General features: G+C 56.2%; 12 protein-coding genes. 7 read left to right on the top strand and 5 right to left on the bottom strand.

The window, feature by feature from the left end; genetic code table 11:
- Window positions 1-499: 499 nt before the first annotated feature.
- The gene (locus tag CRD18_RS02475) at window positions 500-1,432 is read left to right on the top strand and encodes a bile acid:sodium symporter family protein (protein WP_049190072.1); all 933 of its coding nucleotides are present in this window, start codon (window positions 500-502) and stop codon (window positions 1,430-1,432) included.
- Here the strand turns inward: CRD18_RS02475 and CRD18_RS02470 are convergent.
- Window positions 1,429-2,811 carry an MFS transporter gene (locus CRD18_RS02470; protein WP_242458665.1) on the bottom strand — a complete coding sequence of 461 codons (1,383 nt, stop codon included), beginning with the start codon at window positions 2,809-2,811 and terminating at the stop codon, window positions 1,429-1,431. The two genes, CRD18_RS02475 and CRD18_RS02470, sit on opposite strands and share 4 nt — an antisense overlap.
- 120 nt (window positions 2,812-2,931) lie before the next feature.
- Between CRD18_RS02470 and CRD18_RS02465 the strand changes: the two genes are divergently transcribed.
- The gene (locus CRD18_RS02465) at window positions 2,932-3,324 is read left to right on the top strand and encodes a (deoxy)nucleoside triphosphate pyrophosphohydrolase (protein WP_187400138.1); all 393 of its coding nucleotides are present in this window, start codon (window positions 2,932-2,934) and stop codon (window positions 3,322-3,324) included.
- A 41-nt stretch (window positions 3,325-3,365) separates the two neighbouring features.
- Window positions 3,366-6,254: a DUF3427 domain-containing protein gene (locus CRD18_RS02460; RefSeq protein ID WP_187406492.1), complete on the top strand. Its 2,889-nt coding sequence runs from the start codon at window positions 3,366-3,368 to the stop codon at window positions 6,252-6,254.
- 97 nt (window positions 6,255-6,351) lie between these two features.
- Here CRD18_RS02460 and CRD18_RS02455 read toward each other — a convergent pair whose 3' ends face one another.
- The gene (locus tag CRD18_RS02455) at window positions 6,352-7,491 is read right to left on the bottom strand and encodes a trypsin-like serine protease (RefSeq protein ID WP_242458664.1); all 1,140 of its coding nucleotides are present in this window, start codon (window positions 7,489-7,491) and stop codon (window positions 6,352-6,354) included.
- A 255-nt stretch (window positions 7,492-7,746) separates the two neighbouring features.
- On the bottom strand, window positions 7,747-8,808 hold the full coding sequence (locus tag CRD18_RS02450) for a hypothetical protein (protein ID WP_187406490.1): 1,062 nt from the start codon (window positions 8,806-8,808) through the stop codon (window positions 7,747-7,749).
- A 298-nt stretch (window positions 8,809-9,106) separates the two neighbouring features.
- Here CRD18_RS02450 and CRD18_RS02445 point away from each other — a divergent pair, with 298 nt between their 5' ends.
- Window positions 9,107-9,661, top strand: a complete 555-nt coding sequence (locus tag CRD18_RS02445; protein WP_187406489.1) for a hypothetical protein — start codon at window positions 9,107-9,109, stop codon at window positions 9,659-9,661.
- A 27-nt stretch (window positions 9,662-9,688) separates the two neighbouring features.
- Here the strand turns inward: CRD18_RS02445 and CRD18_RS02440 are convergent, their stop codons facing one another.
- Together CRD18_RS02440 and CRD18_RS02435 are read right to left on the bottom strand one after the other, a co-directional pair.
- Entirely contained in the window at window positions 9,689-10,522 is an 834-nt protein-coding gene (locus CRD18_RS02440; protein WP_048732832.1) for a hypothetical protein, read from the bottom strand.
- 198 nt (window positions 10,523-10,720) lie between these two features.
- A complete protein-coding gene (locus CRD18_RS02435) occupies window positions 10,721-11,542 on the bottom strand; it encodes a (2Fe-2S)-binding protein (RefSeq protein WP_242458663.1) in 822 nt (273 codons plus the stop codon).
- A 177-nt stretch (window positions 11,543-11,719) separates the two neighbouring features.
- Between CRD18_RS02435 and CRD18_RS02430 the strand changes: the two genes are divergently transcribed.
- From CRD18_RS02430 to CRD18_RS02420, 3 genes are all read left to right on the top strand, one after another.
- Window positions 11,720-12,538, top strand: coding sequence for a hypothetical protein (locus CRD18_RS02430; RefSeq protein ID WP_224783718.1), 819 nt, complete (start codon window positions 11,720-11,722; stop codon window positions 12,536-12,538).
- A gap of 106 nt (window positions 12,539-12,644) precedes the next feature.
- On the top strand, window positions 12,645-16,463 hold the full coding sequence (locus tag CRD18_RS02425; protein WP_187406487.1) for an ABC transporter ATP-binding protein: 3,819 nt from the start codon (window positions 12,645-12,647) through the stop codon (window positions 16,461-16,463).
- Window positions 16,464-16,566: 103 nt separating this feature from the next.
- On the top strand, window positions 16,567-20,235 hold the full coding sequence (locus CRD18_RS02420) for a multifunctional oxoglutarate decarboxylase/oxoglutarate dehydrogenase thiamine pyrophosphate-binding subunit/dihydrolipoyllysine-residue succinyltransferase subunit (RefSeq protein WP_187406486.1): 3,669 nt from the start codon (window positions 16,567-16,569) through the stop codon (window positions 20,233-20,235).
- The last annotated feature ends 320 nt before the right edge of the window (window positions 20,236-20,555 follow it).

The raw sequence follows: 20,555 nt of genomic DNA, 5'->3' as shown, positions 1-20,555 counted from the left end.
CATGCACTATGCACTCTCAAGCGTTTCACCAGCGAATTTATACCGCTGCCAGATTCTCTGCGACATTGTCGTCAGGATTTCACACTGACTGCCCAGACTACGCCACCGTCGGTCAAAAAACCATTTCCCGTCAGCAAGGTCACAACACAAGGTGGTCGATTTCTTGGATGAGGCCCGGCGCTGGGGCCGTCGTCAAGCGAGCGCATTGCACCCACTTCGGGGTGCCTACTTTGTAATTTCCTAGGGTGAGCTGGCTAACATTTTCCCTACAAGTTTGTACACATATCAGCTATTTTCCGCCGTGGAACACCCACCGTTCGGCGGATTTTTGCAATTTCGCAACGCATAAGCCCAAGGTCGCTAGAGAATGTCCAGCTATAACAACGCACCAGAAACGCAGCCGTCTTCGCCCCGGCAGTCCCCGCTAAAACCACATTCTCCCGAGGAGATTTCTGGGAATGGCAGGCAGGAAAATAAGGCACCGTCGAAGCTCTCGGCAATGATTGAAGTTCTCGGGTTTCCGGGCTTTATTTTGGCGGGTTCGGCGCTGGCATTCTTCTTCCCCGCCCCGTTTACTCCGCTGACGGATTACATCACGTACTTCCTGATGATCATCATGTTCGCGATGGGCCTCACCCTGACCATCCCGGACTTTAAGCAGGTCGCTAAGCGCCCGTTGGCGATTCTCTTCGGCGTTATTGCGCAGTTTGTCATCATGCCGCTGCTGGCGATTGCCGTGGCTAAAGTCCTCGGACTCAACCCGGCACTCGCTGTTGGTCTGCTCATGCTGGGCTCTGTTCCGGGCGGCACTTCGTCGAATGTCATCGCATACCTGTCGCGTGGCGATGTCGCGCTGTCCGTCGCCATGACCAGTGTGTCGACACTGGTCTCGCCGATTATGACGCCGTTTCTTATGCTCGTGCTTGCCGACGCGCACACGGATGTCGACGGCCTCGGGATGGCCTGGAGCCTCTGCCAGACAGTCCTCCTGCCTGTGGTTGGTGGCCTGGTTATTCGCGTTGTGGCCGACTCGTTTATTAATAAGATCCTGCCGATTCTGCCGTGGATTTCCATTCTCGGTATCGGTGGCGTGGTCTTCGGTGCCGTGGCCAAGAACGCTGAGAGCCTGGCGAACATTGGCCTGATTGTGTTTGTGGCTGTGATCATCCACAACGTCCTGGGCTACGTGCTCGGCTTCTTTGCAGGCCAGCTGGTGGGGATGCCGACTGCGGGCAAGCGCACGGTGGCCGTGGAGGTCGGTACACAGTCCGCTGGCCTGTCCTCCGGTATGGCAGCGAAGTTCTTTACCCCGGAGGCAGCGCTTCCCGGCGCGGTGGCCGCTGTGGTGCATAACATTACTGGCGCTATCTACGTGGCTATTTGCCGAAAGCTCGATGAAGGCAAGGAAACTAGCAAATCCGCCTCTGCTTAAGCTGTTTTCGCTTCGGCTTCTTTGGCTCCGCTGTTCGACGAGTGGGCTGGTAGAGTCTCGCGCCCGAAGATCCAGCCCACCATTGCGACCAGCGAAATGACACCGCAAACAAAGAAACCGGCCTTGAACCCTGCGGCATCCACGATTGCGCCGACAATCAGCGGGCCGGAAATCGCTCCGAAGTCCTGAGCCATCTGGAAATTGGCGAGCACCTTTCCACCTTGGCGGTTGGCGCCGATGACGTCGGCAAGCACAGCCTGCTGCGATGGATTGATCATGCCAGCGCCGAAACCCGCGAGGACGGAGAGAATCAGTAGCGGAATGGCGCCGCTGCTAAATCCGATAGCGCCAGTGAATACGCCGTTGATAAACAGCCCTGTGATGAGCAGTGGGCGACGGCCAATGCGGTCGGAGAGACGGCCGGAAAACTGCAGTGCCGTAACATTGCCGAGTGCGAAGGCCGTCAGCGCAAAACCAGCTGTGGCAGTGGCGGCTACTGCCCCATCGCTGCCCGGTTCTGGTGCGCCGACATGGGAAAACGTTGCCGCGGCGAACAACGGGACAATCGCGACGCGCACGCCGAAGTTCGACCAACCGTTGGCGAAGGCTCCGACTAGTGCGCTTCGATATGCCGAGTCACGGATTGCCTCGGAGAACTTCAGCACCGGGGTCGTGCGCTTGGGCACTACGTGGCGAAGATGCTCCGCACTCAGCGACATACCGACCACAATCGTTGCCACAATCAGCGCGCCACCGTAAATGAAAAACGGCACCCTCATGCCCCATGCGCCCATCGCAGCACCAATAATTGGTCCAAAGACATTGCCCAACAGGAAGGCTGTGCCGTAGGCAGCCGAGCTCTTACCGCGGATCTCCGGCGGTGAAATCCGCACAATCAGCCCCATTGCCGAGACCGTAAACATCGTCGAACCGATGCCTCCGAGCGCACGAAACGCCAGCAGTTGCCAATATGTCTGCGCAACACCAACAAGCAAAGTCGAGAACGCGACGATACTGATGCCGGTTAGGTACGTGCGTCGATATCCGAGCTTCTCTACCAGTGAGCCCGATGCCGGCGCGAAGATTAGCCGGAAAATGGAGAACGAACTGACCACGAAGCTGGCCGCGAACACCCCCACATCGAAGCTGCGCGCGTACTGCGGCAAGATCGGTGCAATCAGACCGAAGCCCAGCGCAATGATGAACGCAGCGCTGACCAGAATCCAAATCTCTCGCGGAATCGGCTGTTTAGTCCCGTCTAATTCACCCTGCCGAGGATCCAGACCTTGTGGTTTGCTTCCCGCCTCCGATGCGATATCCGGCTGAGATTCGCACTTTGCTTTACGACGAAGCAGGTCGCGCGAACGGGAAGCTGACAAGGTAACGGTCCTTTCTACTGTGCAAAAGAGAGAATAAGAAGCCCAAGAGTTCACCATAGCCCGATCTGCAAACAGTGACGATTACTAGAATGAGGCGCAATGACAGAACGCGGAGTTGAGATGAAAAAACGAATCGAAGTTGTAGGTGCCGTTCTTACCTACGAAGGAAAAATCTTCGCCGCCCAACGCGGCCCAGGTCGCTCGATGGAAAACTATTGGGAATTTCCCGGTGGAAAGATCGAAGAAGGCGAGTCCCCTCGTGAGGCTCTAGCCCGTGAACTAAGAGAAGAGCTAAAACTTGACGCTGAGATTGGGAACCACATTCTCACTGTCGACCATGAGTATGACTTCGCCGTTATCTCACTTGCGACATACTTTTGTTCCGTTTCTTCTCCCGAAATCAAGCTAACGGAGCACACTGAATATCGTTGGTTAGAACCGTCCGAGCTTTATTCCGTTGATTGGGCGCCAGCGGACATCCCTACAGTCGACATTCTTGTAAACGAACAGTAATCAATACAAGCGACGCAGCGCGCATTTAGTATGCTAAAACAATGATGAATTCCCTGGTCGGAGACCTACGCTACGGCTTCATCGATAAAAACACCGTTGCCGACAAAAAATACAATCCCCGACTCATTCGCAACGACGAGTCGGCCACTATGTACAATGCGCTCCGCGAGGAGCTACGCACCGCTACGAGTTTCATATTTTCAGTAGCATTTATTTCTCCGGCCGCTCTTGCCATGCTGAAGGAGGATCTCCTTCAGTTTTCTGGCCCAATGACGATCATCACGTCGAACTACCTTGATTTCAATTCACCATCGATGTTCAGAGAACTACTCGAAATTGAGGGACTGAACGTCTACATCTACCCCGAAGATCATCACCGGGGTTTTCATCCAAAGGGATACCTCTTTTACAAGGAGGTTGAGCTTTCAGCCATCGTCGGCAGCGCAAATTTGACGCAAAAGGCGCTCCAGGAAAACGAAGAGTGGAATCTGCACTTTTCCAGTCACCAGAATGGTGATATCACATTCCAAATTGAGACTGCCATTGATATGCAACGTAGCCGTTGCATCCCACTAACTCATCAATGGGTCGATGAGTACGAACAAAACCGCGTACCTCCAGTTTCGAAAAACACGCACACAAAGTTGCTGCCCGAGGGCCCAGTTATCGCCAATCAAATGCAGCAGGTAGCGCTGTCGAATATCGCTGACTTGAGGCAGTCAGGCGAGCGGAAAGGCCTCATAATTTCCGCTACCGGCACGGGGAAGACGATCCTTGCTGCACTAGCAGTTAAAGAAGCACAGGCCAAGCGGGTCTTGTTCGTTGCCCACCGGGAACAGATTCTGGAAAAGACTAAGAGTGAGTTCCAAAAGGTACTTGCCTACTCCGGTTCTGAGCTTACGGACGCCGACTTTGGACTCTTGGTTGGTGGGAAAAGAGAAACTGATGCACGATACCTTTTTGCCTCAGTTCAATCCTTGTATTCCCAATCGACTTACAAAACCTTTTCTCCAGATGCCTTTGACTTCATCATTATTGATGAGGTTCATCGTGGCGCTGCTAATTCCTACAAGCCAGTTTTTGCATACTTCAACAGTGAGTTTGTCCTCGGCTTGACCGCAACTCCCGAGCGTCCAGATTCAGGGGACATCTTTCGCCTCTTTGATTTCAACGTTCCTTACGAAATCCGACTGCAAGCCGCTCTTGAAGCCGACATGCTCGCACCATTCCATTATTTCGGTGTCACCGATTTTGATGATGGAGTTCGAGCGATCGGTGATAAGACTGCATCCATCGATGCTCTCGTCGCTGAAGATCGTATCGACTATCTCCTGGAGAAGCTCCGTGTCTACGGGTTTCCTGAGAGAGTTAAGGGGCTCATATTTTGCAGTCGGAAAGACGAAGCGAAAGCGCTATCGGAGCAGCTTAACCAAAAGCAGCTCTTTGGCCGGCAGCTACGGACGAAGGTGCTTCTAGGTGAAGACTCAATCTCGACACGAAATGCTGTCGTTGCGGAGTTATCTGCAGGCGAACTCGACTACATCATCACCGTTGATATTTTCAACGAGGGCATCGACATTCCGGCAGTAAATCAAGTAGTGATGCTGCGCGGCACCGAATCAAACATCATTTTTACCCAACAGCTGGGCCGTGGCCTTCGCAAAGCCCCAGGAAAAGACCATCTCCGAGTAATTGATTTCATTGGAAACTACAAGAACAATTACATGATCCCGATGGCTCTTTTCGGAGATTCATCTAGAAATAAGTCGAAGCTCAAGAGCAAAGTCGTTGATCCCTCCAATATCCCATCGGGCTCTACTGTGAGCTTTGATGAAATTGCCAAGGAGAAGATCCTTAAAGCCATCGATACAGCCTCGGTGGACACGATTGCTGAATTTAAAAAGGATATTCAACTTCTCCAGTACCGACTGAATCGTGTACCACGACTAATGGATTTTGCTCGATTCAACCTCGTTGACCCTACAGTGATCTCCACCAGGCGTACCAAGAATTATTGGGAACTCCTACACCAGGTGGACAAAGCAGCAACAGGACCAACGGATAAGCAGAGTGAATACTTGAAGTTTTTGTCCCGCGAGCTACTTCCCGGAAAGCAACCCCAAGAGTTACTTCTACTTGACCAGCTTATTAAGCATGGTTCCATCACACGTGAAGAGTTTTCAGATTTACTCGACACAAGGGCTGTTTCTCACAGCGAGCTGGATCTCTCTGTTGTCGAACGAGTGCTCAACCTCGATTTTTACCCGAAGCGGGCCTACGAAGAAATTAGATTGGTCCGGTACGATGACGAAACCTCACGTTACAGTCTGACTGAGGAATTTTTGACTTTGTACAACAAGTGGGATTCGTCATATCCAAACAGCTTTCGAGAGCATGTGGATGACATCATTCAAACTGGTCTTTTCCTGTCCCGCGAAAATGATTATTTCGCGGGTGTGCTTCGCCGCAATCAACGATATTCCAGAAAGGATGTTTCTCGTCTTTTGAGGCTTCGGTCGGATCAATCAGGCACGCTAAATGGCTACAAGATTGATTCCCACTCGCAGACGATTCCAATCTTTGTAAACTACCGAAAGCACAAAGGGCTTGCTCCTCGCATCGCATACGAGGATGAATTCATTGACCATTCGACGATGCGTTGGTTTACACGTTCAAATAGGACGCTAAAGAGTCAGGAAGTCCAGAGCATCATCCAACATAAATTCCCTATCCATTTGTTTGTACGCAGGGATGATTTACCAGATGAAGGATTCACCTACCTTGGCGAAGCCACTCCAAGTGATCCCCAGCAAGCAAAAATGAAGGGGGTTAAGGGGAAAGACTCGAATGTTGTCACAATGAAGCTTCACCTTGAACATCCCGTTCCCGACACATTCTTCGAGTACCTTCACGCAAAGCCGATTGACTAACGAAAGCAAACCCCCTACCCCGCCACTGTGGCGGAATAGGGGGTTGGACGGAGCGTCGTAAAGCGAACGCCCTATCTACGAGACTGCGGTGACCTGATTAGAACAGGCTCGGCAGGTTCGCCTGCGAGGAAATGTTGCTGGCTGCCTGCGTTGCCTGAGCGGTCGCACCCGACAGCTCCGGAATCGGCAGCTCCGGGAGAGATGGGCTCTCCGAGATGATGTCCGCAATCTCCGGCGGGACCTCGACGCCCTCTGGGAGCAGCTCGCCAATCGGGCCCAGGTCCGGCTCTTCCTGCGGGACGTGCTGGTTGGTGAACTGGACGTCCTCGTCAATCGTGCGGAACTCGGACTGCGGTTCGGTGGAGGTCTCTACCTTGAAGCGCTCGTTGACCTGGCCGTCCGGAATATCGTACTGCTCTTCAAGAGCAACGTCAATCGGCTGGAAGCGGCTCAGCGGGCCGATGCCCATGGAGTTAACGCCGATGGCCTCGCGAGTCTCCGGGTTGTAAGCGTTTCCGCCCGAATCGCCGTGGTCAATCGGAGCGATAGCCCAGACACCGTTGCGGACACGGAAGACCTGGAAGCCGCAGCCGCGGCCAGTACGGGAACCGTCGGTGCACACGGGCTCACCGAGGTTGTCGAAGGAAATCTCCATCGGCTCGAGAGTGCGCTTGTCCTCGATACCGACGATCTGAACCGGCTCGCCGTGGACGTTGCCGAACTCATCCACAGAGTGGGACATAGAGGTGGTCTTGATGTCGTCCTGAACCTCAATGATGCCGTAGTCACCGCTATTGAAGAGCTCGTTGAAGAACTCCGGCATAGTGGTGTTTTCATCGAAGTCACCCTCTTCCGGCATGACATCGGTGCCCATGTAGTCCTTGTTGACCAGCTTGTCGCCATCCTTGGTTGGGATGAAGAACTGGCCGGTGACCTCTTCGCCGGTTTCAGTATCCTTCGCCACAACACAGTGGCCGGCAGTCATGATGACACGATGCGAAACACCATTCTGATCCACAACGGTGCCAGGAACTCCCAGAGAGCACATCGGGGACTGAACATGACGTCCATCGATGTTCTTGCTGCTCGGGAACGGCATTCGCAACGGCGAGCCCGGGCCGATGACAACATCCGAGTTTGCCGGTGCAGCCTCAGCTACCGCGATTCCGGGCACAAAGCCACCTGCAGCTACCGACAGTGCAGCCGTAAGTGTGGCGACCTTCTTCGAACTGGCCATAGTGTGCGCTACTCCATTTCTGTACAGAAAACTTGTCCCACTCAGTGTATTAGGGACACCTTTACAAAGCTCTCCAAAAATGGAACCTAGGGTGAAATTCTCAGTCGTGGAACCGTTCAATCGCCTTCACGGCACGCGCATTACGCATCAAAAAGTTTGTTCAACAGCAATGCAAGAGCCAGAACCATCCGCCTTGGATGATTCTGGCTCTCTTAACGGTTCGGGGGTGATTTTTGTCAGATTCTCAGACTGGCGCTAGCCCTCAAAGCTTGGAAGCTGAATTTCTGCCAACTGAGGCAGCTCAAACGGCTGTGACGATTGTGGCAATTGGGGCGATTGTGGCAGCTCAGGCAGTTGCGGCGACTGCGGCAACTGGTCCACAAGATCAGTTAACTGCGGTGCAGAACCTTCCTGAGAATCCTGCGAATTCTGCGTCCGGGCGTACTCCTGATCCGCCGCCATATCCTCGTTGAGGGTGCGATAGGTGGAGTCGCGCTGAGCCGTGGAATCCGATACCTCGAAGTGGTCATTTACCTGACCATCGGGAATGCCGTAGGCCTCCTGAATGGCAATATCCGCGGGCATCACACGCGAGACCGGACCGAAGGTCATCGAATTTACGCCAATAACTTCGTTAGTGGTCGGATCATAGGCATTTCCGCCGGAGTCACCATGGTCAACGCCAATACCAACCGTCCAAATGCCGTTTCGAGCCCGAAATACCTGATAGCCACAGGCACGTCCAGTACGCATGCCGTCCTTACAGATAGGTTTGCCAAAATTATCGAAGGAGACCTCGCCACGCGGCAGATCTTCATTGTCTTGAATGCCAGTCATCGCTACAGGCTCCCCGTAGCTCTGACCATTTTCATCGATGGAGTAACTTGCGCCGGTAGTTTCTACGTCCGGATCAAGGTTGATTACTCCATAGTCTGCACCATTAAAGGCCGCCGGCAACGACTCCAGTCCGACATCTTCCTGCGGCACTTCCCAACGGTGAGCACCTGTCGTACCAATGCGCTTATCGCCTTCGGTGGTTGGCACATACACCTCACCGGTAACGATTGGCAGACCCACATCCGGAGCATCATTCACACAGTGCCCTGCGGTCAACATGACCCGATGCTTTTCCCCATTGCGGTCCGTCACCGTCCCAGGAACACCCGCCGAACACATCGGCGAGTTGACATTTCGGTGCCCATCCCACGGGCTTCCCTCCATGGGAGTTCGAATCGGGTCACCCGGGCCAACCACGACAGCATGTGCCGCGACCGGGGCTGCCAAGGACAAAAGTGCTGCGAAAGCCGATACCGCCATTCGACTTCTTGCGTGCTTCATTGAGACGAATCTTTCAAATTTTTAGTTTTCCTTTAGGACCATCCCCCACACTAATCCACCACCCCACCCCCAGAAATAGCGTTTTCTCAGACTCTTGGACTTTTACAAAAGTCGTTATCGAATCGTTTCCACAACCCCACATGTCCCTGCAATAACACCAGGCACCTAGCCAATTGACTACCCCCACTTGGGTAGCCAATTGATGCTAAACACATCTCGAACATTAGTTCTATATGTTCGAAAATGTGAGTCCGGGGTGTTCGATAACTTGTGAGCCATGAACACAGCAGACGAGTTTCCCATTCATCGCCGCCTAGCTCTTCCCCCACTATCCGCTACCTACCGCGCAGAGTGTTTCGAAGACCTCGACCTCATCCACACAATCCTCTGCCACCCCACCATCGGCCGTAGGCATTCGCCCGGCGCGCTAGATCACACCTTCTCGCTTCCCGACGGGCCTGTGGTCACCGTCCGCGCGTCACGGATAGCGCTTCCTCGCGCACTGGTCTCTCAGCTTGCCGACGTGCAAGCGGAATACTTCATCCTGAAGGATGAGCCCATGTTCATGTACTCCGTTTCCGTCAAGGTGGAATCCTCATCGGAGGTAGTCCTCCGCGGAATTGGCGGTTCAAATCGGACGCGGGAAGAAAACCGCCGACGTACTCGGGCTGTGGCTGAGGCACTCCATCGTGCGCAAGATTGCAGCAAGATACACGAAAACGGCACTGACCTCGCGCTCCCCGGGCGCCGTTATAGCTGGATTGGCACCAGGGACGCGCGGCCACTGCCGTGTCCTAACGAGCTCTTTTCTTCTCGCCCATCAGCGGCTTAGCACTGGTCACAGTGCTGCCACAGTAGGCTACTCGCTGTCGTCGCCTTCTTCGTCGTCCTCGTCGTCATAGTCGCCATCGTCATAGAGGTCATCATCGTCGTCATCGTCATCATCATCCCCGTCCAAGGAGGCAACGTGATCAGAGTAGATATACTCCGCGTACCCGTCATCGACGGGTGCCAGCTGATCTTCCCATTCCTCTGCGCGGTCTACCACGAGCGCAAGGACATCCATCAGCTTGTCAAAGTCCTTGAAGGTGCCCAGCGTCAGAACCTCATTGCGCAAGGTCTGGATGTCAGAGTAGAGGTCAGCGAACATCTTGCGACGGTCATCATCGGTGAGAACCGTTTCGGTGTCCGAGTCCCAGAACTCTGCGATGGCCTGGTCGACAATGTCGTCCAAGTTCGCGTCCTGAGAGATGAAGCGGACGTGTGCGCTGGGCTCGTTGTTGTGGGCAGTTACCAAAACCTGGACCAACGAGGAGGTACCAACTTCGGAGGTGACCAAGGTTGCCTCTTCGGGGTCCTGTTCAAACTCCAGGTCAGCAATGCGGTCATCATCACCATCGAGCAGAGTGCGCAGCAGGCCAACAACCTGGTCAGTAGCTACATGGTGGGCGACTGCCGCGACGGCGTCTTCGACGGAGAATACAGCGGAGACCAGAACAGCTTCGAACTCGTCGTCCTCATCATCCACATCGGCAGCGGCTACGTAAACTTCGGCAGCCGGGATGTCCTCATCAATGGTGACGAACTGAACCTCCAGGTCAGAGGTAATGGGAACGAAGAGGGTGTCATCGTTGACACGGCTTTCAATGCCCTCGCGGTCCAGTGCCGCAGCAATCTGCTCGAAAAAGCTCATGGGTGGAATCCTCCCTTGAAAGATAATTGGCCTCTACCCGCAGCCAATCGTAGCGACAAACGCGCAATCATGGGGTGGCTCATGCCCCCGGCAATTGCTGCGAAAGATCGCGCCGGCAGCGTGCGTGCTGCTGCAAAGCCGCCAACGCGGTCGGTTGAGGAGCAGGCCGCCAGCTGTCGATTCTCGAAAACAGAGCGCTCAGTAGCGTGCCCAGAGTTGATGGCGTTCCTCACGAGAACGTTTTGGACAGGAGACACACAGATTGGCATCTGGGCTGTGATAAATCATGCAGCAAGTAGCTCTCTCCAGGTGAGTAACTACATCGAAGTCCGGTTCTTCTCCCGATTCAGCAGCGGCTTCATCCCAGGGGCGCACCTCGCCTCCGCAGGAATCCATGAAACGAGGAAGAGGAACCCGGTGTACTCGCTGTATTCCCTCAACGACATGTTTGCCAATAAGCGCTCCACGCCAGGGCTCCATCAGCTCATTACCGGCGGATATTGCGGCGTTAGCTACGGCATCGGCAGCCACGGCCCAAAGAGGGGCAGGCTTGATTTCCCCGACTTCTCCAACAACCTGAGCCAACGGCTCCAAGAAATGAGCCAGTGCTTCGCCGGAATCCTTCAGCTCATCCGCATCCTCAGCGGAAATGCTTTCAAACTGTTGAGCTTGGAACCCAACCCAATAGTCATCTCGAAGAAATGTGAGCCAAGAAGACCACTGCCACACTGGAACTCGATCGGACACCAACACGCATGCCAGCGATGGCCCTACCAATGCTCCGCACATGGACCACCACCACAACTGGGCCTGGAAACGGGTATCCACCTCAACCTCGGGCATGGGAAACAGCTTTCTCCCAGCCTCAATTCCGGCGGCTACAGCTTCGGTAGAAAGGTGCCACTCCGCAGCGCCGTCGTGAGGCGTGACATCTGCGGAAAACCGAGGAAAGTCCGCCAAAAGCTGGGAGTACTCGGGAGGCAATGCGGCACCCCGCGTGACATCGTTCACCAGTCTCATCCTTCTATCGACTGTGTTAATCGCCGTACACCTGTCTATTTTTCCACCGACTACGGAATTTCCCCACAGCTCAGTAGTGTTTATATGGGCATATGGCTCTCAACGGACCCGTTTAGGAGGTCTACTACTTTGTTCCAAAAGACGAAGAAGGATTCAACTCGCACAGTAACTGATGCGGTGAACTCAACCCCCGAAGCGATCGAACGTGATGCCGGAAAACTGGGAACCCTTCTTATCCAAACCCTGGATAAGACCATGAGCTGGCAGTCGTCTGCCATCACCGGGTACGTCAGTTCCCTGCACAAGCGCAAAAAAGATGAAACTCCGGCGCAGGTACAAGAACGTATTGATTCCCACTACCTCAACCTGGTCACCGGCACCGGTGGTGCCGCCGGCGGCAGTGCGGTTCTTCCCGGCGTCGGCATGATTACGGGCTTGGCTGCGGTTACCGGTGAATCGCTGCTGTTCCTGGAAGCATCAGCCTGGTACACACTGGCCTCAGCAACCCTGCGCAATATTGACATCACCGATCCGCAACGCCGTCGCACGCTGATTCTTGCGGCCATGAGTGGTTCTGAGGGGACAGCTATTATGGCCTCTCTGCTTGGCGAGGAATCGCTGCGGAAGCAGACCAAAACTTCCGTAAATTCTCTACTGCCACGGCTTGGCGTTCCGCAGCTGGGTGCAGCAAACCGCCTGCTGATTCGCGAGGCACGCAAGCGCTTGATGAAGAACGCTCGCCTGGCCATCATCGGTAAGATTTTGCCATTTGGAATTGGCGCCGTGGTTGGGGCCTCCGCCAACCGCAAGCTCGGTGGCATTCTTATCAGCTCCACTCGCGCATCTCTGGGCCCGCTTCCCCAGGATTGGTCGGACTTTGAACGAAAGCTACCGGCTAAATCCAACACCTCGGAGGACTCGAAGAAGGACTCAAAGTCATCGAGGTTCTCTATTCCCTCGGCGCTGAAGTGGCCGAAGAAAAAGAAGAATAAGTAGTTCCTCTTACCCCGATTACCCTTCAGCGACTTACCCTTCAGCGACGTTTTTCAATGGAAGAGCGGTACCCACCATGGCCCAGAGCAAACCCCTCAGAACCTCTCCCATGAAGTTCTTGTGGAAACAGTCTCTTCACAGGCCACTACCGCTCTATGGTGTCGTTGTCGCAGCGCTAATCGTTGTCGGGCTAGAGTCCGTACTTCCGCTTCTCACTAGAGATGCCATTGATGTGGCAACGGGCTCTTCCGATGGCGGTGTCCCCGCGCGCCTACTGCCTTCCCTAACTCCCCTGCAGGCAGTCATTTCCGTCTTTCTGGCCATCGCGTTAGTACGCTTCGTCGCCCAGGTGGGGCGCAGATTCTTCTCCGGCAAACTCTCCATTGATGTTCAGCACGACCTGCGACTAAAGATCCTTCGCTCCCTACAAAACCTCGATGGTCCAGCACAAGACCGAGTCAACACCGGCCAGGTTGTGTCACGGTCAATTTCTGACCTCCAGGCAGTGTCCGGACTACTGGCGATGTTGCCGTTGACGCTGGGATCCGTCGTCAAGCTGTTCATCACAATCGGCATCATGCTCGCCCTCTCGCTGCCCCTGACACTGGTCGGCCTCGCCGTGGTGCCAGCGATTGTCTACATTGCAGTGAATTCGCGTGACAAACTCCATGCCGCAACCTGGGCTGCCCAACAGCAAGCAGGCGAGATCGCCGGACAAGTCGAGGAAACCGTTTCCGGCATCCGCGTTGTCAAGGCGTTTGCGCAGGGTGACAACGAAGTTGCGAAGATGGAGCGTAACTCGTCGCTGCTCTACTCCCTCCGCCTGCGAGCGGCAAAACTCAGCGCTCGATTCCAACCGGCGCTACAGTCGTTGCCGCAACTGTCCCTCGTCGGAAATATCGCGGTCGGTGGCTGGCTCGCGATTAACGGACACATCACCCTAGGCACGTTCGTAGCTTTTGCCACGTATCTCACCAGCCTGACTGCCCTGTCGCGTCTGGTCTCCAACATGGTCATCTCGATACATCTGACGTCGGCAAGCATCGACCGCATTTCCGATGTCATCGACGCCCGACCAGACAACCCCGAACCCACCGACGCGCTTCCTCTCCCCGACGGCCCCGTTGGCATCAGCTTCAACCACGTCACCCACAGCCGTGGCGGACGCACGCTTATCGACGATGTCTCATTCTCCGTCGCGCCAGGGGCGACCTTAGCGTTGATTGGCCCACCGGGGTCCGGAAAGACTATCGCCACGGAGTTACTCGGCCGTCACTATCTGCCGGATTCGGGAACCATCACTATCGATGCGCCCAGCCACGGCACATCCACAGATACGGCGCGCATTCTCTCCAGCGATGTGTATGACGCTATTACTGTCGTTCCGGACACTCCTTATCTATTTGCGGGCACGTTGCGTGAGAACATCGCATTCGCCAATCCCGCGGCGTCCCAGGAAGAGATTGTCGCCGCAGCGACCGCCGCCCAGGTCAACTTCGTCGACGACCTGCCTCAGGGGTGGGACACAGCCATCGGTGAGCGCGGGCATAATCTCTCCGGCGGACAAGCTCAACGCGTGGCGTTAGCACGGGCATTCCTCGCCCGTCCTCGGGTTTTGGTTCTCGATGACGCGACCTCAGCAATCGATGCCGCGACAGAGTTGGAAATCTTCAGCGCGCTGACCTCACAGCTGGCGGATACGACTATCGTCATCGTGGCGCATCGATCTTCCACTCTCGAGCAGGCGGACCACATCGCCATTTTCGAAGACGGTGCCATCACTGGCATTGGCACCAAGGCCGAACTGATTGCTTCTCATCCGCGCTTCACCGAGCTGATGGACATCGACCAGAACGCCTACCCCGAAATCGAAAACCTCGTTCTCGACCCCATTGGCAGTGAGGACCCCAGCCCCGAGGAACTCTGGCCCGACGAAACCGCGCCAACCTCCGACAACTCCACGCCAGACACCGCTGCGCGGCTTCCCGGAGGTGCCACTTCTCAAATGAGCCGCGGGGTTGGCCGAGCCGGAGGCGGTCCAGGTGGCCGCGGCGGCGGTCGTGGTGGCATGGGGGCGGCTCTCGCCAATGCTCCTGCGACGCCTGAGCTTCTCGAGCGTGTGCGAAACCTCCCACCCGCTACCGAAAAACCGCGTGTGCCCGCTGCGGCACTCGACAACTCCGAGCTTTTTTCTCTACGCCGGCTGCTCTCCTATGTCCGCGGCCTATTTATAAGTGTCATCGCGCTGCTCGCCCTCATTGCCGTTGCCGATCTGGCGTTCCCCATGCTCGTGCGCTACGCCATTGACCACGGCATCAGTGAGCACAATGAGGCCGTGCTGTGGGCCTGCGCCGCAGGTGGCTTGGCGACGGTCCTCATCAGTTGGATTGCCGTAGCCACAAATGCTGTTATTACTGCGCGCACTGGTGAGCGGCTGCTCTATGCCCTGCGTGTGCGCTGCTACCGTCACCTGCAGTCGCTTGGCATTAACTACTTCGAGGCCAATCGCTCGGGCGCCATCATGACGAGGATGACAACCGACATCGATGCGCTCTCCTCTTTCCTGCAAACGGGACTGGCAGAAGGGGCAATCGCCGCGTTTACTCTGCTCGGTGTCACAGCGCTGTTGCTTGCCACACAGGTGTCACTCGCCGCGGTGGCGTTGGCATCGCTTCCCATCATTGTGGTGGCCACCCTGATATTCCGCCGAATCTCCTCGCGCCTATACAAGTCTGCACGCGAGCAGCTCTCCTTGGTCAACGCTGATTTTCAGGAGACCATTGGTGGGCTTCGCGAGATTCAGATGTACCACCGCGTCGCCGATATCGAATCTTCCTTTGCCGAGGAATCCAACAAGTACCGCGCAATCCGTCAGCGAGCGCAGCTGGCCGTGGCTCTATTCTTCCCCGGCATCAACTTCGTCTCTGAGTTGGCAACAGCCGCGGTATTGGCTTTCGGTGCCCAACAGGTTGCTTCAGGAACCACGACACCCGGCGTACTCGTCGCCTTCACGCTGTACCTGGGAATGCTCTTTGGCCCGATTCAGCAGCTGTCCCATGTTTTCGACGGCTACCAGCAGGCGAAGGTCGGCCTCAATCGCATTGATGACCTCCTACAGACCGTCCCCATGCCAGATCACGGCACTACTGACGGCGCGTCCCGCGCAGCTGCTGGCGACCTGCGCTTAGACAAGGTAGCTTTCTCCTACCCCGCCGCCGACTCTGAGCACGAACGCCCGCAGGTTCTCGATGCTCTCGATTTGCAGATTCCTGCCGGAGAAACAGTCGCAATTGTCGGATCCACCGGCGCCGGAAAATCAACAATCATTAAGTTGTTTGCCCGTTTCTACGACCCAGTTGGCGGCGTGGTGCGAGCCTCCGAAACTGACATCCGCGAGTTCCCTCTTAACGATTGGCGACGCACCCTCGGCTATGTCCCCCAAGAATCACACCTGTTTTCGGGGACAGTAGCAACAAATATTTCCTACGGTCTACCGGAGAGCAGTCATGCTGAAATTCAGCAGGCCGCGAAAAACGTCGGTGCCCTCAGCACCATTGCCAGCCTGCCCGGTGGCTTCCACCACCCCGTCGGCCCAGATGGCCGAGGGCTCTCCTCCGGACAGCGTCAGCTCATCGCACTCGCTCGTGCCGAAATGATGCGTCCTGAACTGCTGCTTCTCGACGAAGCCACCGCGACACTCGACCCTGCAACAGAGTCGGCAATCCTTGAAGCCACTGACCGTGCGTCGCGTCAACGCTCGGCAATTATTGTGGCCCACCGCCTGGCTACGGCGGCTCGGGCCAACCGGATTTTGGTACTTGACCACGGGCGTATTGTCGAAGACGGCTCCCATGATGAACTTCTAGCGGCGGGTGGCCAATACGCAGAGCTCTGGAGCAAGTACCATATGGGGAGCGCGACGGTGTAGTAATTCAGAATTTTCGTTATCCTTGAATGACACTTTGACGCTTGCGCTAATTAGAATAAACGTGAGTTAGTAAAACTAAGACGAAAAGAGGCGAGTACCTGCCGTGAGCAGCGACATGAGCTTCGGCCAGAACGAATGGCTGGTCGACGAGATGTACCAGCAATTCCAGAAGGATCCACAGTCTGTGGGTCAGGAATGGCGCGAATTCTTCGCAACCCACACCCCGTCCCAAAAGGGCGAGGACCTTTCCAATATGGCAAAGCCAGCAGCAGCCACGAAGGAGGAAGCTAAGGCAACCGGACGTCGTGAATCCAAGGGGGTCGAACCCACTAAGACCCCGAACAAGCCGGCGTCCCCGAAGCCAAAGAAGTCCCCAATGGATGCAGCAGCCAAGGTTTCGGCTGTTGAATCCGGCGAGGAGCCTCTGAAGGGCGTCGCACGAGCTATCGCTAAGAACATGGATGTCTCCCTGGAGATGCCGACCGCTACGTCGGTTCGCGATATGCCGGCACGTCTGATGTTTGAAAACCGCACCTTGGTTAACAATCATCTGGCACGCGCTCGCGGCGGCAAGATCTCCTTCACCCACATCATTGGTTACGCCATGGTGAAGGCTGTCATGCTCCACCCGGACATGAACAACAACTACAAGGTGGTTGACGGCAAGCCAGTTCTGGTTACCCCGGAGCACATTAACCTCGGCCTGGCCATTGATATGCCAGCTAAGGACGGCTCTCGTTCGCTCGTAGTTGCTGCTATCCGCGAGTGTGAAACCCTGACCTTCAAGCAGTTCGTCGACGCCTACGAGGACATCGTCGTTCGTGCTCGCCACGGCAAGCTGACCGGTAAGGACTTCCAGGGCGTCACCATTTCCCTGACCAACCCGGGCGGTATCGGTACTCGCCACTCCGTCCCGCGCCTTACCAAGGGGCAGGGCGCGATTATCGGTGTCGGCTCCATGGATTACCCGGCTGAGTTCGCCGGTGCTTCCGCGGACCGTCTGGCAGAGATGGGCATCGGCAAGCTGGTGACCATCACCTCTACTTACGATCACCGCATCATCCAGGGTGCAGAGTCCGGTGAGTTCCTGCGCACGATGAGCAATCTGCTTGTCGACGACAAGTTCTGGGACCACATTTTCCAGACCATGCATGTTCCTTACACCCCAATCCGTTGGGCGCAGGATCTGCCGAACACGGGTATTGACAAGAACACCCGCGTCATGCGTCTGATTGAGGCCTACCGTTCCCGCGGTCACTTGCTGGCTGACATTGACCCGCTGCGTTCTGACCAGCCAAATACTTCTGCTCCGAACCACGCTGACCTCGATATTGAGGAACACGGTCTGACCCTGTGGGATCTGGACCGTACCTTCAACGTCGGTGGTTTCGGCGGCAAGGAGACGATGACGCTGCGCGAGGTTCTCTCTCGCCTTCGCAACGCATACTGCCTCAAGGTCGGTTCCGAGTACGCTCACATTCTCGACCGCGAAGAGCGCGAGTGGCTGGAAGAGCGCATTGAGGGCGGCCAGCCAAAGCCGTCCCACGCTGAGCAGAAGTACATCCTGCAGAAGCTAAACGCCGCAGAGGCATTCGAGAACTTCCTGCAGACCAAGTACGTCGGTCAGAAGCGCTTCTCCCTTGAGGGCGCAGAGTCGCTGATTCCGCTGATGGACTCCGCCATCGACACCGCTGCTGGTGCTGGTCTGGATGAGGTCGTCATCGGTATGCCACACCGCGGTCGACTGAATGTGCTCGCAAACATCGTCGGCAAGCCACTGCGCCAGATCTTCACCGAGTTCGAAGGCAACATCGACCCGGCACAGATCGGCGGTTCTGGTGACGTCAAGTACCACCTGGGTACTACTGGCCGTCACATCCAGATGTTCGGCGAGGGCGAGATTGACGTCACCCTGACTGCGAACCCGTCCCACCTCGAAGCCGTCAACCCGGTCGTTGAGGGTCTTGCTCGTGCGCGCCAGGACAAGATCAACAAGGGCGAAGAGGGCTACTCCGTCATGCCGCTGCTGCTGCACGGTGACGCATCCTTCGCCGGCCTGGGCATTGTCCAGGAGACCCTGAACCTCATGTCCCTGCGTGGTTACAAGGTCGGCGGTACCGTCCACATCGTGGTGAACAACCAGATCGGCTTCACCACTTCGCCGGACTCCGGTCGCTCCTCCTACTACGCAACCGACATCGCCAAGGCATACGGCTGCCCGGTCTTCCACGTCAACGGTGACGACCCGGAGGCTGTCGTCTGGGTCGGCCAGCTGGCTGTTGAGTACCGTAACCGCTACGGCAAGGACGTCTTCATCGACCTGGTCTGCTACCGCAAGCGCGGCCACAACGAGGCCGATGACCCGTCCATGACTCAGCCGCTGATGTACAAGATCATCGACGAGAAGGAAAGCGTTCGTGCTCAGTACACCGAGGACCTCATCGGTCGCGGTGACATCTCCGAGGAAGAGTACGAGGCAGTTCGCCGAGACTTCCATGACCAGATGGAAGCGGTCTTCAACGAGGTTCGCGCAGCTCAGGACGCCAAGCCGGGCGAGCAGACCGGTATCGCCGGTTCTCAGCCGCTGCCGCACGGTCTCAAGACCGGCATCGACAAGGCTGAAATCGTCGAGATTGGTCAGTCTTACGTCAACCTCCCTGAGGGCTTCAAGATTCACCCGCGTGTTGCGCCGGTCGCTAAGAAGCGCGCGGAGATGACTCAGGAAGGTGGCATCGACTGGGGTATGGCCGAGCTGCTGGCAATCGGCTCCTTCACCGGTGCTGGCATCGACGTCCGCTTCGCAGGTGAGGATGTTCGCCGCGGTACCTTTACCTCTCGCCACGCAGTTCTGATTGACTCCGAGGACGGTTCGGAATACAACCCGATCGACGCCTACGGTAAGTCCAAGAACGGCGGTCGCTTCATGATTTACAACTCGGCTCTGACCGAGTACGCAGGCATGGGCTTCGAGTACGGCTACACCCTGGGTAACCCGGACGCAGCAGTGTTCTGGGAAGCACAGTTCGGTGACTTCGCCAACGGCGCTCAGACCACCATTGACCAGTACGTTTCCTCCGGCGAGGCCAAGTGGGGTCAGACCTCCAAGCTGATTCTGCTGCTGCCGCACGGCTACGAGGGCATGGGCCCGGACCACTCTTCGGCACGCATCGAGCGCTTCCTGCAGCTGGCAGCCGAGGGCTCCTACACCGTTGCTCAGCCGTCCGAGCCGGCTAACTACTTCCACCTGCTGCGTCGCCACGTCCTGTCCGACCTGCACCGTCCGCTGGTTGTGTTCTCGCCGAAGTCGATGCTGCGCAACAAGATGGCAGCGTCTGCTGTCGAGGACTTCACCAACCCGAACAAGTTCCGCTCGGTCATCGATGACCCGAACTTCGAGTCCAAGGACAAGTCCGGCATCAAGACCCTGCTGCTCTGCTCCGGCAAGATTTACTGGGAGCTGGAGAAGAAGCGCAAGAAGGACAAGCGCGACGATCTTGCAATCGCTCGCCTGGAGATGCTGCACCCGCTGCCGCACAACCGCCTCCGCGACATCTTCGAGTCCTACCCGGATCTTGAGGAAGTCCGCTGGGTTCAGGATGAGCCGGCTAACCAGGGTCCATGGCCGTTCCTGGCACTGAACCTCCCAGAGGTTCTGCCGGATATGCCGAAGCTGACCCGCGTTTCCCGCCGTGCACAGTCCTCCACCGCAACTGGTGTGGCTAAGGTCCACCAGATTGAGGAGAAGGCTCTGCTGGAAGAGGCTCTCAAGTAGGTCTCATTGACTGGTCTTCGCCAGTTGGCGTGTAAACGCTAAGGGGCTCCAACCGAACGGTTGGAGCCCCTTTCTTGTTGCTTGGGCGATCGTTGCCAGGCATCAAGGGCGAATAGTCAAAAAGCGTGTCCGGTCGGCGTGCCACCGGGTCGGCACCATTTACTACTTAGTCCTCAATGCGAGTTACTGACTACGTTTATGACAAAAATGTCCCGAAAAATGGCATGAAAGTGTCATAAACTCGCACAGTTTCACATTTGCAGCCCGCATTCATGGGTTAATCAACAAACTTGGCGGCGGCCAACAGCAGATACACGTCC

It is taken from the genome of Corynebacterium sp. LK31 (assembly GCF_014335015.1).
Classification (GTDB): Bacteria; Actinomycetota; Actinomycetes; order Mycobacteriales; family Mycobacteriaceae; genus Corynebacterium; species Corynebacterium jeikeium_D.
This window is presented reverse-complemented; position numbering and strand designations above follow the sequence as displayed.